This is a genomic window from Paenibacillus sp. P32E (assembly GCF_001909085.1).
In the GTDB taxonomy this organism is placed as follows: domain Bacteria; phylum Bacillota; class Bacilli; order Paenibacillales; family Paenibacillaceae; genus Paenibacillus_AQ; species Paenibacillus_AQ helianthi.
Genome location: NZ_LVYY01000057.1, coordinates 15,289 through 30,012, shown reverse-complemented (window position 1 = coordinate 30,012; position 14,724 = coordinate 15,289). Strand labels below are relative to the sequence as shown.

Below are 14,724 nucleotides of genomic sequence, written 5' to 3'. Positions count from 1 at the left end.
TGTTATCAAACTTTCAAATCATTTGCCTGTTTTCATAGCCTGAATGACCATACTCATGAAAAAACAAAGCAGCCCCACAGCACTATGGCTGAAGGAGCTGCTTAATCTAATTCTTAGAAGTGTCTATCGGGTTACGCACCAGCGAGGGCTGCCACCTGAATCTGAAGTTCATTCACCTGCTTCCGCATGTCTTGGGCATCTTTTTGCTGCTTCTGTACAACAGTAGTCAGTACACCGATGATATCCATCAGAACAACCGACTTATGATCAGCAGTTGAGAAGATCTGCGGTACATCTTCGGCGATGAAGCCGATGTTCTGTTGCTTGGCATTTTCTGCTTTGTAGTTGAAGGTAACGGGCTTCAGTTTGTTCAACAGCTCCATAGCTTTTTTCACCGGAAGACTGGTGATGTTCTCCTTGAAGGTTCTGGAAGAGGTTTGTGCAAAATTGGTCGCCCGCAGGTTGCCGTTCACGTCCAGCTTGTAATCATCAGTTGGGATTTTGCCGATCCCTATATTGCTTTTGGAGTCAACGGTTACCACATCGGCCAACTGGATGAGCTCGTCATAGACGGCATCTTTGCAGACGAGGGTCTGCATATTGTCTTCCATTCCAGCCTGCCATACATTATTGGACGCATCCCAGAAAATCCGGGCTTTCTTATCCGTCCCCCGGTTCACCTCGATGCCTTGGCTAACCGCCAGACTGCCGCTGATCTCAGCCTCCTTCACCTTCAGAAGACCGGTTAGCGAAGCCTCCTTCGCAATAAGCTTCCCGCTTAGTTCGGCGTCGGCTGCCAAGAGCTTACCGGATACTGCCACATTGCCGGTTACGTCCAGCTTGGCAGTTGGTGCTGCGGTGCCGATTCCGACATTTCCGGAAGCAATCTTCAGCACTCCAGCCAGATCTGTAAGCTCTTGGTGCGTATGGCCGCTGTACGAGAGCTGTTTCATGCTCCCGGCCGTGCCCGCCTGCCATTCGTCCAGAGCCTCGTTCCATAGAATCTGGGCTTTCGCGTCTGTACCTCGGCCTACTTCAATGCCCTGGGTAAGCGTAAGGCTGCCGCTGATGGATGCATCCTTGGCAGACAGATTACCGGTGACCGAGGCATTGGCGGTTGTGAATATGCCGCTCACTGTAGCGTCCTTAGCGGTTAATGTACCGCTGACGCCGATGTCGGCGACGGTCAACTTGCCAGAGACAGCCGCATTGCCGTTCACATCCAGCTTGGCGGCTGGCGATGCAGTGCCAATCCCGAGATTCCCGGAGGCAATCTTCAGAACTGCGGTCAAATCTGTCAGCTCCTGGTGGGTATGGCCGCTGTACGCAAGCTGTTTCAGACTGCCAGCTACGCCCACCTGCCAGGCATCCGTGGACTCGTCCCAGAGAATCTGCGCTTTCGGATCTGTTCCCCTGTTCACTTCGATGCCCTGGCTGAGCGTAAGGCTACCGTTGAGGGTAACATCCTTAACGCTCAGCTTGCCGCTAACCTCCGCATCCTTAGTCGTCAATGAACCACTGAGTACGGCATCCTTTGCAGTAAGTACACCGCTTACCGTTGCGTCTTTTAAGGCTGCCGTACCGGTTAGCGCAACATCTTTGGCAGTTAATATACCACTAACAGCAACGTCTGCAGCGTTCAGCTTACCGGAGACAGCCACATTGCCATTGACATCCAGCTTGGCGGCTGGTGTCGCCGTGCCGATCCCGATATTCCCGGACTCCACCGTAAATGCGCCGGATAATTCGGCAAACTCCGGATGAGTATGGCCTTTGAATTCAACCGCCTTCAGCGAATTGGAGAGACCAGCCAGCCACTGATCAGCGGTTTCATCCCACAGAAGCTGGGCAGGAAGTGCAGTCCCGCCGCGGAATACTTCCAGCCCGGCATTTGCCACAATCGGGGTTGCCTGTGGTGTATATTTGTTGACCCTGATGATATTGTCTTCCACTTCCAGCGTAGCGGCGTTGAGGGTTATCGTATCACCGTTCACGGTTAGATTGCCGGTTACAGTTAAATCCTTAGAGATGACCGCATTAGCCGCAGTAACAGTTCCTGTAGTCGTAAGGTTTCCTGTAACTGATGTGTCGCCTTGTACATCAAGCTTCACTTTGGGAGCATAGGTCCCGATGCCGACATTCCCGGTTCCGGTTACACTGAAAGCTGTATTCCCGCCCTTGATCTTCACATCCAGCAGTGATAGCGGGGTGTTGGTACCTATCCCTACCTTGCCTTCGGAATCGGCAAACAAGGCAATCGTATCTCCAAGCGCGTTATAGAGCTTGTTCTGGCCGCCTTTGCCTGTTCCAAATTCCGATAGCGTATCTCCGTCGCCATAGAACCAGGCCTTCTGGACGTTATTCCAGACGATCCGCGCATTCGGCAGGGCTTTACCGTTGCTGTCCAGCCCGCGCGGGGCTTCAAATCCACCTGCCACAACACTGCCAGCTACAATTGCATTCTTGCTTACTGCAACATTTACAGCACTCAGTGCCTTGTTAAATGAAGTATCTCCTTCGAAGACCGCTTCATTTGTTGCAGTGACCTTGCCTGAAAAAGTTGCTGCTCCGGCAATTTCCGCCTCCGTCCGGAAGATCGCCTTCCCGGCTACATCCAACACCTCGGTGGGATTATCCGTGCCCACACCCATTTTCCCGCTGCGTGTCAGACTGAGTACGGTCTTGCCGGCGGTCCCCAGCTTCCAGCGGTCCTTCGCCCATTTGATCTGTGCACTGGTCTCCGTTCCCTGGAGAACTTCAAGCCCATCACCGACGGTTACCGTTCCGGCAATAGCAGCACTGGCTGCGGTAACCGCACCAAGGATATTGGCGTTCACCGCCTTCAGCCCCCCGGTTGCATTGACATTGCCGGATGTATCTACAACCAATGCGGCGGATTCCGTAGGGGTTGCAAGCTGCCACTGATCCTTATCCTCGTTCCATGAGATGGAGGCTGCCGGCGCATTCAGACCGCGATAAATCTCCAATCCTCCGCCGGAAAGGGAAGAGACATGATCACCCTCTTGATTGATCGTGATCCATGGACTTCCGATTTCCAGTTCATCCGTATGAATACTGGCAGATTTCCCCCGGACCTCCAGATCACCGGCCACGGTAAGATTGCTGCCGACTGTCAGGTCATGATGAACATCCACATCACCCTCGGCACTGGCGCTAAGCGCCAGAATATCGGTCTGCGGATTATACAGCTGGCTGTGGATATGCAAGGAGTCCGCACTAACCATTTGTGTCAGCTTGTCCCAGGAGCTGCCGCTTGCGATATTTTCCAGCGCAGCGCCGATGCCCACCTTCCATTTCCGTTCACTCTCATTCCAGATCATTCTAGCGGCGGGCTGTGATTCACCCCTGTAAACCTCAATACCACTCTCGTTCGCGGGTGGCTTTTCGCCTTCGAACTTGTTAATCTCGATCACATTATTGGTAACGACGAGATCGTCGCGCTTAACGGTCGTCGTGGTACCTTTGACAATCAGGTTGCCGTCTACCTTCAGCAAGCCCTCCACGGCCAGTCCGCCGCTGATATCCGCGCCATTGTTGACAGTAAGGGTTCCCTGTACCTCCGCACTGTTTGCAATCTCAATATTGCCTTCAGCGGTTGCCTGGATGACAGTCTTCCCCTTACTGTCACTCAGCGAATTGTGACGATGCAGACCGTCCGCATCCGAGCTCACTCCTCCGGTCAGTGCATCCCAATTGCTGCCGTAGGCAATATTGGATAGCTCATCTCCGAGCCCCAGCTTCCATCTGCCGTCCGTCTCGCTCCAGACCAGCTTGGCACTCGGATTCAGCTTGCCCCGGTAGACTTCAATGCTGCTCTGCTTCAAGGCGGAGCTGTTGCCTTCGAACTTGTTCAGTTCAATCCGGTTGCTGACGACAACCATATCTTCTTTATTGACATAGGTGGTTTTACCTTTTACCGTAAGGTTGCCTTCGATAGTAGCAGAACCGCCTACTTTCAGATCGGCATTCAGATCCGCATTGCCTTTGCCCTTCAGGGTTCCGGCAATCTCTATATTCCCTGAAGCTGACAGCTTCCCCTGCTCGTCGGCAGACAGTACGGTTCCGCCTGAAGGGGTGCTTAGGGAGCTGTGCTTATGAGCGGTGTCGGCCACTGAACCGTTTGTCAAGGAATCCCATTGGGTTCCATACGGAATGTCAGACATACTGCCTTCAATTCCGATTTTCCATTTGCGGTCTGTCTCATTCCATTCCATCCGGGCCTTCGGATTGTGGCTGCCCCGGTACACGTCCAGACCACCCTTGCTGCTGAGTGCCGCGTCAGTCTCCGCCTTGTTTACGGTCAGGAAGCTGTCCGTCACCTCTTGTTCTACTTTTTTGATGACGATCTCTTCTTCTCTGACAATCAGCTTATTGACCGTAAGTGTCTCACCGACCATCAGCTCATGAGGGATATTCACATTCCCGTCCGCACCAATTTCCAGAGCCAGCAGGGTCTTGTCTTCATTATGAAATTGTCGGTGGGTATGCAGAGCATCCGCATTACTGCCACCGGTCAGCTCATCCCACTGCTTCCCGTCAGGAATGTTGGACATATCCCCGTTAACCGTACCGATCTGCCAGGATTTGGCCTTCTCATTCCAGGCAATCTTGGCATTGGGCAGCGTTTCTCCCCGGAAGACTTCCAAGCCGTCCCGCTTGGACACCAGACTTCCGGACACCGTCAATGTCTGGTCAATCTGGATATTTCCCGCTGTGTCGGTACGGAGAGCCGGCTTTCCGTCTGCCGAATGCAGCTGACTGTGGGTATGCAGGCTATCCGCTATCGCGCCCCCATGCAGCTGCTCCCACTCGTGGCCATAGGCTACATGGAACATGCCGCTGGCCGGGTCACCCTCTTTCTCAGCAGTCCCTATCATCCACCCGTTGCTTTTTTCATCCCACAGCAGCTTGGCACTGGGCTGGTCCTTGCGGATGATTTCAATGCCGCTGCTATTTTCCGCACTGGCATTTTTGTTGATCGTAACCATATTTCCGCCAACCATAACCTGAGATACATCCAGTACAGCCATGCCTCCGCTGACTTCGATCCCGCTTTTTGCGGACAAAGGTCCTGCTACGGCAACGGAGCCCGTCATATCCACGTCCCCGGAATCATTGACCTTGAACACCTGCTCACTGCCGGCAGTGACAATAAGCTCGCCGTTTACATCCAGAGTCCCGTAGGTACTAATCGCACCGGTTCTCAGATTGCCCGTAAATTCGGTCAGGCCTGCATGAACATTAAGCTTATTTCCCTCTTTACCATCCTCTTTCACAGAGTTGCTCAAGAAGGGCTGGTCGGGATCTTCCTTCGAACCGAGAATAATTTTGTTAGCCTTCAGCGTTTCGCCGCCCACGGCTCTGGTCACAAGCAGCGTTCCATCCACGTCAGTCTCATATATCCGGTCGATGCTAAGCGCTCCGTCCTGATTATGCTTCAGGGTTACACGGGCCAACAGAATGTCCTTGCGCACATCCTCAGGCTTCAGGGAGCTGGCTTTGATATCCGCGATCTCCCACACATGAATTTTATTCCCGCCCCCCTTAAGCAGATCAGGGTCTGCCAGCTCTTCCTTATAGCTGACTGAAATATAGATCTGATCCGAGGTGCTGTATCCGGACAGATCCAGAACCCTCGCCGGATGGGTGTCACTGACCAGAATCTCCTGGCTGATCTCTTCATTGTTGTCCGGGTCCGTAACTCGGTTCAAGGCAAGCCCCGGATCAATTTCTACTTTGGTCAACTCTTTTGGATTAACCTTCAGTCCGGTTACGACTCCCCAATTATGAAAATAACGGTTATGCAGCCCGCGTGCGCGCTTATGATATTTCTGATCCAGTGTTAAGTCCTCTTCTTTTAGCAGCAGCCCGTTGAAATAATTCATGCGTTTCATATCCTTTGGCACAATCCCACTCCTCCCGGCTTTCATAGTTACAGCTTGTTCAGGCTTGAACGGACTCTTCTTCCCCCGCAGCCAGCTCCTCCAGTACCTGAATGGCCCCGCTGATCCGTGTCATGGCATAGCCCAGATTACTGCGTTTCTCGTCCAGCTCCTGCAGCATCTGCCGGCCGGATTCGAGTTCTGCCTTCAATTCGTTCATGCGTGCTTCCAGTTGTTCCTTCATCTTTTTATCCTCCAATTTTTACGCACCCTGCAGGGTTGCGATTTGTTTTTGCATTCTTGCGATAGCCTTCTGCTGGTCTTTCATCACACTGGTCAGAACAGCGATGATATCCATCCCGCTGATTGCCCGCTGATCAGGGTCCGCCAGAACTGCTGGCACCTCTTCAGCGATAAAACCAAGGGTTCTTTCCTTCGTACTTCCTTTGTACTTAAAAGAAACCGGGTTCAGCCCGTCGAGCAGCTGCTTTGCTTCTTTGACAGGAATATCGGCGATGTTGTCCTTGAGCTCGCGCGAGGACCACCAGTACATACTGCCGTTCGCATAAACGCCGCCGCTGGCATGCAGATAGATGCGGTCCCCGGCATCATTGGATACACCGATATCCAGTACACAGTTCTCCCCGCTGGTCGGATAGAATTTGATCCAGGCTGAATCACCGCTGCCCCCGCCGGGATCAGAAGGGAAGATAATGCCGTTATTTCCGCTGCCCGCGCTGGGATTCAGCGCATTCTTCACTTCAAGACTGCTGTGTACGGAAGCATAAGACCAGTCGTTGCCGTAATTAAGCACCAGATGGCTTCCGTTATCGACTAAGGCTCTGCCGGGTGTTCCGCGGCGGCCCGAGTAGCCGATATAGAAATCGGCACAACGTACATAGGCTGCAAAATTATCAGCGACATCCAGCTTTTTGAATCTGCCGTCAAAGTTGAACACATCTGTCTTGATGCTGCCTGTAATCTGCAGATCTCCCGTTATGCGGGCACCGCCGTTCACCTGCAGAAATCCGTTCACATCCAGCTGGTCCCAGACCGAAACCTTCCGTTTGCCGTCCGGAGAGGAGGAATTGCCCACAAGCATCAAGGATTTGTAGGTTGTGGTGTCATTGCTGATCTCCGCCTGGTTCCGGGCCTGGTCCGGAAATCCTGACCAGGCTGATGTGAACCGGATCGGATTCTTGCCGCTCAGGACACGCAGTTCCCCGGCGACATCCATCTTGTCCGACGGGGTCAGCGTACCGATTCCGACATTCCCGGAAGCATTCAGTGAGATGTGATCATTGGCATCATTCGAGGTGCCGATTTCCAGCGTGCAATCCTCGCCTGTGCGCGGATAGTATTTGATCCAGGCAAGGTCCGAACCGCCGCCTCCCGGGTTGGCCGGGAAAATGATGCCGTTGTGCTCACCTTTCCCTGCACTTGGAATGATTTCTTGTGATGCCTGCATTTTACCGTTCACATACAGAAATCCGTTCACATCGAGGCGGTCCCAGATCGCAACCTTTCTCCCCTGCCCGGCGGACTGGTTGCCCACAATCATCAATGCTTTGTGATCGGTGATGTCATTGCTGATCTCTGCGCCATTCATTTGATTATCGGGGAAGCCTGACCATACGGAAGTGAACCGGACCGGATTTTTACCGCTAAGAATCCGCAGGCTGCCATCGACATCCAGCGAATCCTCCAAAGCTTTGCGGGGGCCGATCCCGACATACCCGGTCTTGTTCCAGGAAAGTACCGTCTTGTCTGTCCGGGAGCCGTCACTATTTGCCGTTCTTGTGCCCAGAACACCGCCGCTGTTCCCGAATAATACAGGCCCGTCCACCTCAGCAGCGGCAAAAGGCTTGCCGGTTCCGAACCACCCCAGCCCATGCGAGCTGTCAATGGTGTCCGGATTTGTGCCTTTCAGCCATAAGGTGGTCCCGTCCTTCAGCGCCAAATCAGCATCGCTGTACAGCTTGCCAGAGCTGTTGAAGCCAACCGACGATCCGCCCGGCGACGAGAGCTTGCTGTGTCTGTGCAGCAAGTCAGCGAACTCATACTTGATCAGACTGTCCCACTCGTTGCCATAAGCGATTTTTTTGAGATCCGTGCCAATCCCGGCCTTGAAGCATTGATCCGCCTCTACCCAGACAATCCGTGCGTCATGAGTGCCGCCATCGCCGCGGTAGACCTCAAGTCCGCCGTCCCGCGGGCCGGGAAATTCATAGTTCGGATCATCTGTATTAGGACTGTTAACCTCAACGAAGCTGTTCATGATCCGCATTTCACTTTGCGATTTATCCTTGCTCTGCAGAATGAGCTCTCCCTGGAGGGTTAAGTCACCGGCAACCAAGAGGTTTCCTGTAAACCGGGTATCCGGGGCGTTGACCTCCAGCACCTTGCCTTCCTGCAGCGTATAGACTGATGGCATCGCAGCGAGCGTTTCTTCATCTAATTGCATATTGTCGATGCTGTCTTCACTTTTTGCTTTGATAATCAGTTTCTCTGTCACCATCTTCTTACCGGCTGCGCCTGCGTAGGTTCGAAGGGGCGTGCGGGCAGCGTCACTGTCGTAGTCAAAGATACAAGCGCTGTCGATTACCGTTTCAATTCCCTGTTTGCGCGGGACGACCCGGGCCAGAACAATATGTTCAGAGCTATCAGGTTTGGCGGTGCCGTGGCTGATCCGTCCCCGCTCCCAGATATGAATCTTTTCTCCCTGGCCCCGTTCGATATTGCGGTCGGTCTCCATCTCTTCATAACTGACCCAGATATAGATACTTTCGTTGGCGTTATACTCGGAAAGATCCACCGGATTGTCCGGATGCCCCTCATAAATAAGGATCTCCTGGCTGATGCTCTCATTCTTCTGGGGGGTGGTCCCCTTAATCACTGCCTGATTCAAGGCCAGGCCTTCCGCAATCTTTACCTTCAAGTATTCGCCCTGATCCAGCAAAGGCAGCACCTTCAGGCCGCAAACAATGCCCCAGGTATGCAGATAACGGTTATGCAGCCGCTGCAGACGCAGGTAGAAATCCTGGTCCAGCCTATAATCCTCCGCATTCAGGAAGAGCCCGTCAAAGTAACGCATTCTTGCAAATTCTTTTCCCATGATTCGCTTGCCTCCGTTCTCTATTCTCTATTCCTCTGTCATACCCCCGAGCAAGGTCTCCATTCCCACGCGTCCATATACCCCCAGGCACATGTGCGGAACTTCAATATTCAGGCTGGAATTGGTGTGAAAAGGTTTTTCCTTCCGGATGACCTCCTGCAGGATTTGCACTTTGTTCTGCAGAAGGCTCCGGCTGTATGCGGGAAGGATGACATGAACAGAAAAATAGCTCGGCTCCGCCGCTCCAACCATCGTATTGATTCCCACACGTTGCGACTGGCCACAGCGGACAGGCTCTTCGAAATCACTGATGTGAATGGCAGCCTCTTCCCCCGCATACACCTGCAAATATTTCGCGAGCCCATCCAGGGTTCCGCGTTTTTTGTAGAGCTGGACAATGCTGCCGATCAAATTACGGTTGACCGTACTGCGGGCGGCTGGAAGCGGCAAAATCTGCCGGGGGGAAAGCATTCTTTCCCGGTTATCCTGTTCTCCGTCATATTCGAGCCCTTCTTCCAGCTCCAGGCCTACCCAGCCTGCCAGCCAAGGAAGAAACTGGGAGGGGGCCCTGCCCGGGTCAAAATATTGATGCAAGTTATCCAGCAGCGCTTCAATTCCAAGTGACTCTTGACCTGCTGCGCCTGTTTTACCAGAGAGCATAGCTTCAAAGGCCTTCAGGAACCGGCCCAGAAAAAACTTCTCGTCGGATTCCCCCGCTTTCTGCTGGAATACTCTTGGAAGATACTGCACATAACTGTAATCGTTGTGACTGCTCATGATTCCACCTCAACCTTCAGATCCTTCAGCTTAAATAATTGATACGGCAGCAGGTCAGGAGCGTCCAGCGTCACACTCGTCACATGATCGATTCCGGATAGGCCTTCTACAAGATGATACAAATCGGAGGCGTACAGTTTTCTTCCCGGAAGCCAGCCCAGGCCTTCCTCTCCTCCGCTTACCGGATCTAAAAAACGGGTAATGCTGTCGGTAACCGTGCTGCCGATGCTTTTGTCCATGGCTGAAACTACCATTTCGATCGCAACATCCCGGTAATCGGGCTCTACCACATGGACACGGGTGGTCAGCAGCTTGCGGGCATCCAGATAGGCTTTGACACTCTGCTTCATTGCCGTCATTTCTCTGAGCAGATCCTTCTGATTCGCTGTCTGCAGAACTAAGATCACTGAGACATGACCGAAAGCCTCTTTGTTCACGCCAGTGCCGTTCTCCATGTCCGTATTGATCAGACAGAGGATACGCACCGCTAGGTCAGGATATGTCTCCCGGATGCCTGGGATTTCCAGCAAGCCCTGTTCCGCCAAAAGCTGAAAATCCGCCGAAGTTACTGCTCTATAGCACTCTGAGAATTGCTTCACCCCGCGCCGTATCCCGCTTGTCAGCTCTTCTTCCTCAGTCAAGGTTACACCCAGCAGTTTGAGAAACTGCACCTGGCTTGCTTCTGTCACCTGGTCAATCCGGTAGAGAACCATTTCACTGAACCATGCAAACAGCTCAATCAGCGTAATGCCGGGATCCGAGGGGTTATAATTCGTCCAGTCCGGATCGTAGAGCGGAATCAGCGTTTTGGCATCCGCCACAAGCTCGTCAAAGCCCAGATCATCCAGACTCGGTACTGGAAGCGGCATAAGTCTTCCTCCTTTCTATGGTCAATTTACTGCTCCGCCGGAAAACAATAAGGGCAATGTACCGTTGACCCCGGAGCAGCAGCCCGTTCGGTCAGAAACTTCCGGTCCTCCTTGAGGATCTCCGCAAGCCTGCAATCTGCCGTTGTCCCGGTCAAATCATGCAATAGGCCCGTATTCTTATCCAGAAGATATGAAAAGAGATGTTCCTCCGGCTTGTTGATCAGGTGTGTCCCTCCATAGATCAGCTCGTCTTCCTCAAGGAAGATATTCTCCGAGTGGATTCCACGGATCTTGAGCGGCGTAGTGTTGACATACTCATCGGCCCGGCTTAAAAAGACGATGTCCCCCCGCTCAAACACAGCGATTTTTACAAAAAACGAAGTTGCACCCGAAGCCAGACTGTTAAGAATATAGGTACGGACCGTCAAATCATCGGTGATATCAAATTCTAGGTCACTGCCCTCAGGATAGCTGCGCTCCAGCGGTTGTCCGTCCAGAGTCTGGCATTCTAGAATGTCACCGTCAATGGAGACAACGATCAGTTGTACCGGTTCATAGGTTCTGTAGCGGAGCCTGATCACCCCATTCTTCTTGAAGCCCTTAAGCACCAGCGATTTCACCCCGCTTCCGGCCTCCACCCGCTCAGCAAGCGCGTACTGAATGGAATTATCGTCAGACCGGACCGCGCTGTATTTCGGGTAAGGGGCAAGAGGTTTATAAGGTCCGTTCTCCAAGGGTTCAAGACTTACAGTGAAGCATTGCACCGAAGCTTTGATGACAATACCGGAAACATAATCAACGCCTGGCGTATTCTTAATCACAGCATAGACCTCGGAAATATACAGGTTTTGGCCCAGCTCCCAGCCCTTTTTCCCGTCCCCTCCATAGAGCGGATGAAAAAACTGCTTCAGGTTATCTATAATCCGGCCCTCCGCCACTTTACGCTGCTCTACCGAGGTAAAAGCAACTGCTGCCTCTACGCCGATCTGTACATAATCCGGGCCAATCACTGCGATACCCGGCACATTCGTGTCCAGCGTCGCTGAAGCTCTGTCACATAGATAGGCTTCAATCTCACTGAGCAATTCCTGGCTGGGAACCGGCTTCGGCTCGTCTGTATCCGGGACCACAATGATTGTGGCTGTGCCGGGAACGAACTCCAGGTCACGATTCATGGCGCTGAGACATTTTACCTTGGCAATCTGGGGCATGGCCTCGCGCACCAGCCACTCCATATCCTCTGCGGTAACGCCCCGGTCCCAGCTTTTCAGCGTATGCGGCCCGCGGATCTCAGCCTGATCCGCCTCCTCCTGGTCAAATCCGCCATCCGCCGCCACCGGATTGGTCACCGAATCCAGCCAGCTGAAGCTGTCCCATATCTTCGTTATTGCACCTGCCGCAACATTGCCGGCAGCCCCGCCTCCATGCTTGTAGTCGCACTGGATATTATCAATTCCGGTAGGCGGGATCATCCCATTCCTGCCGTCACCGAAAATAATTGCTCCGCTGCTTCTGTCCAGCATATAGTGCCTGCCGTCCGATGTAGACAAGGAGAAGGTGGCGACTTCCTCCCACAGCACCCATTCCCCTTGGCCCGAGGCCTCCCGGACGCGAAGACTCTGGCCAGGCAGAACAGGTGACTTCGACAACTGAAAGCTCTGGTTCTCTTCACCGTTGCTTGATCCCGGAATCTCGCCTGCAACCGAATAAGAATTGCGGGCCCACACCGCATTAGAGGGGATAGCATCTACCTGGGGAAAGATCTCAAAGCGTCCTTCATCCAGCCGGGCGCGAATCCAATACTGCTCGGTTCCAAACAGCGCGCGTTTCTCGATATCCGATGGCACGGCAAACTGCAGAATCTCCCTGCGGGTGAAGCCCCGGATCTCGTCATTGACACTTAAGGTCAGCCATCTTCTGCCGTCCCAGTATTCCCAGGCCACAACCGGACGCCCGAGCTGTTCACCGGTTAACGGGAAAAAGAGCGAAACCGGAAGATTGCGGATGTCACGGTCAAAGCCCAGGTAGAATGTAGGTGCAAGCTCGGTACAGGGATAGAAGGGCTTGAAAAATTCCCCGGCCTTCAGGCATTCGGCTGTCTTGTCCTCAAAGCTGAAATTATTCTCTGTGAGCACTGTTTGCGGATGCGCCTCCAGCGTGTAGCTGTAGGCAATACCCAGTTTGCGGATCGAAGGTGGCGCATAAGTCGCTTGCGTAACCTTCAGCTGGGCTACGGTGAAGCTTCCCTCTCCCAGCTTGACCGCTTCATCTTCGTATTCATATTTCGCTTCCTCACCATAATTGCCGCCGGTGATGCGGACACGAATCCAGTAGCCTTCCTCACCGTTCAGGGTCAGCGGTTTGATCCCGGGACACTGAAATCTCAGGGTTCCGCTTGCTGTAAGACTGGCTACACTTCCTTTGTTACCGATTTCAGCAGAAGCATCATTACCCGGAAGCTCTTCCAGGCTGCCGATCACGAGCCATTCCTTGCCATTCCAGTACTCCCAGCCCAGCCGCACGTATGAAGTATCCGGCAGCTTGCTGATCTCCGGATCAGACAGCTCAATCGTCAGCGTAATCTGTGCATTTGCTTTGGAGAAAGCTTCCCTGCAAGCGATGTAAAAAGTATCGTTCACTTTGGGCTTCTCCCCGAAAGGATAATAATCCTTGCCCATATCCAGCAGGTTGCCGTTGTGGACCGTCAAATCCGGAGTCAGCGGCAGTGGACTTGCTACATTCAGCTCCATACGGATGTCCTCGATATCCGGCATCAATGTAGAGGCTGTTATAGGTGTCTTCAGTTCGGCAAATATCCACTTATTGGACCATTTACGCCGAACTTCGGCTTGTTCATAGCCGGTAATCGTCTTCGCATGAACCCCGGACAGATGATTGAACCGGAACACAGCCCTCCATGCAGTATCCTCCAGGGTCCCGGACATCTCCGGATGGAGCTGAACAGTATTGCCCTCTTCATCGAAGCAGAACCAATCCATATTCAGCACCAGAGCTTCGGTCACACCTTGATTCTGCACAGCCATAGACAATGCCGCTTCCGGCTTGTTGAAGTACACAGACAAGCGGCTGTTCTCTTCCCCGAACCCCAGCAGCTCCGATTGTCCCAGATACAGCCTGTGGATTACCGTCGAATCACCTCGGAACAATTTGGCGCTTTGGCCGGAAGGCTCCTCTGAGAAGAGGTAATCCTGATTGCTCCACTGGTCCTCTTTTGGATCAAGGCTAACGGCTCTCACCAGCCGCGGCTGGATGACCGTCAGATCCTTTTCCGTTTCAAAAATAACCTCCGCCTGATTCTCAGGCTGTGCCGATACCTTGGTCCCTGCCGGAATCGTATTAATAGGGTCCGCATCCGGCTTTTGCTTGAACAGCAGCGGTACTTTGGCTGCTCTCGGCGGTGTAGGATGAATGCCGATCAGATTCAGAAAGGAGATGAAGTTTTTCTCGGGTGCCTTGTTCAGCCGGTCGATGACCTTACCCGTCATATTGGTAAAGATATGAACCAGAGCGTCCACCTTCTTGTCCGCTTCCAGCTCCGTCAAATCTGTCCATTCCCTGCTGCAGTATTGGTAGATTAAGCGTCTCAGCTCTGGAACCAGCTGTTCCTGATTCCGCTTGTCAATGGTAGGTACAATGTTTGTCATTATTTCCCCACGCTTTCAAGGAAGAATGGATAGACGAGATTATATTTGCTGTTGCTGGCCCTGATGGTATAGTCAATGGACACTTCCAGCTCAGACTGGTCGGAGCGCGGTGTGACTGTAATATCATCCACTTCGATCCGCGGCTCCCAGTTCAACAGCGCTTCTTCAATAAAGCTTCTTAACAATGTGGCAGTGCTCATCGTATTCGGCGCAAATACCAGCTCGTTCAGCCGGCAGCCAAAGTCCGGTCTCATTACCCGTTCGCCACGGGCGGTGGAAAGGATCAGAATGACCGATTCCCGGATGGAGTCTTCTCCCTCCGATGCGTTGATTCTGCCTCTTTGGACAGCGAAGGGATACTTCCAGCCCCGTCCCAAAAAATCTACGACTTCCAT

At 53.0% G+C, this 14,724-nt stretch carries 7 protein-coding genes; all 7 read right to left on the bottom strand.

Going from position 1 to position 14,724, the window contains the following annotated elements; all coding sequences use genetic code 11:
* Positions 1–131: 131 nt before the first annotated feature.
* Genes A3848_RS26295 through A3848_RS26265 form a run of 7 tightly spaced genes read right to left on the bottom strand, consistent with a single transcriptional unit; the run spans position 132 to position 14,724 of the window.
* The gene (locus tag A3848_RS26295) at positions 132–5,927 is read right to left on the bottom strand and encodes a tail fiber domain-containing protein (protein ID WP_074087880.1); all 5,796 of its coding nucleotides are present in this window, start codon (positions 5,925–5,927) and stop codon (positions 132–134) included.
* A 37-nt stretch (positions 5,928–5,964) separates the two neighbouring features.
* Positions 5,965–6,147, bottom strand: a complete 183-nt coding sequence (locus tag A3848_RS26290) for a hypothetical protein (RefSeq protein WP_074087879.1) — start codon at positions 6,145–6,147, stop codon at positions 5,965–5,967.
* An 18-nt stretch (positions 6,148–6,165) separates the two neighbouring features.
* The gene (locus tag A3848_RS26285) at positions 6,166–9,018 is read right to left on the bottom strand and encodes a tail fiber domain-containing protein (RefSeq protein ID WP_074087877.1); all 2,853 of its coding nucleotides are present in this window, start codon (positions 9,016–9,018) and stop codon (positions 6,166–6,168) included.
* Positions 9,019–9,045: 27 nt separating this feature from the next.
* A complete protein-coding gene (locus A3848_RS26280) occupies positions 9,046–9,795 on the bottom strand; it encodes a phage tail protein (RefSeq protein WP_074087875.1) in 750 nt (249 codons plus the stop codon).
* Positions 9,792–10,664 carry a baseplate J/gp47 family protein gene (locus A3848_RS26275; protein ID WP_074087873.1) on the bottom strand — a complete coding sequence of 291 codons (873 nt, stop codon included), beginning with the start codon at positions 10,662–10,664 and terminating at the stop codon, positions 9,792–9,794. Before A3848_RS26275 ends, A3848_RS26280 begins: the two co-directional genes overlap by 4 nt.
* Before the next feature lie 26 nt (positions 10,665–10,690).
* Positions 10,691–14,329 (bottom strand): putative baseplate assembly protein, encoded by a 3,639-nt coding sequence (locus A3848_RS26270; RefSeq protein WP_074087872.1) that lies wholly within the window; start codon positions 14,327–14,329, stop codon positions 10,691–10,693.
* Positions 14,329–14,724, bottom strand: a complete 396-nt coding sequence (locus A3848_RS26265; protein ID WP_074087870.1) for a GPW/gp25 family protein — start codon at positions 14,722–14,724, stop codon at positions 14,329–14,331. Before A3848_RS26265 ends, A3848_RS26270 begins: the two co-directional genes overlap by 1 nt.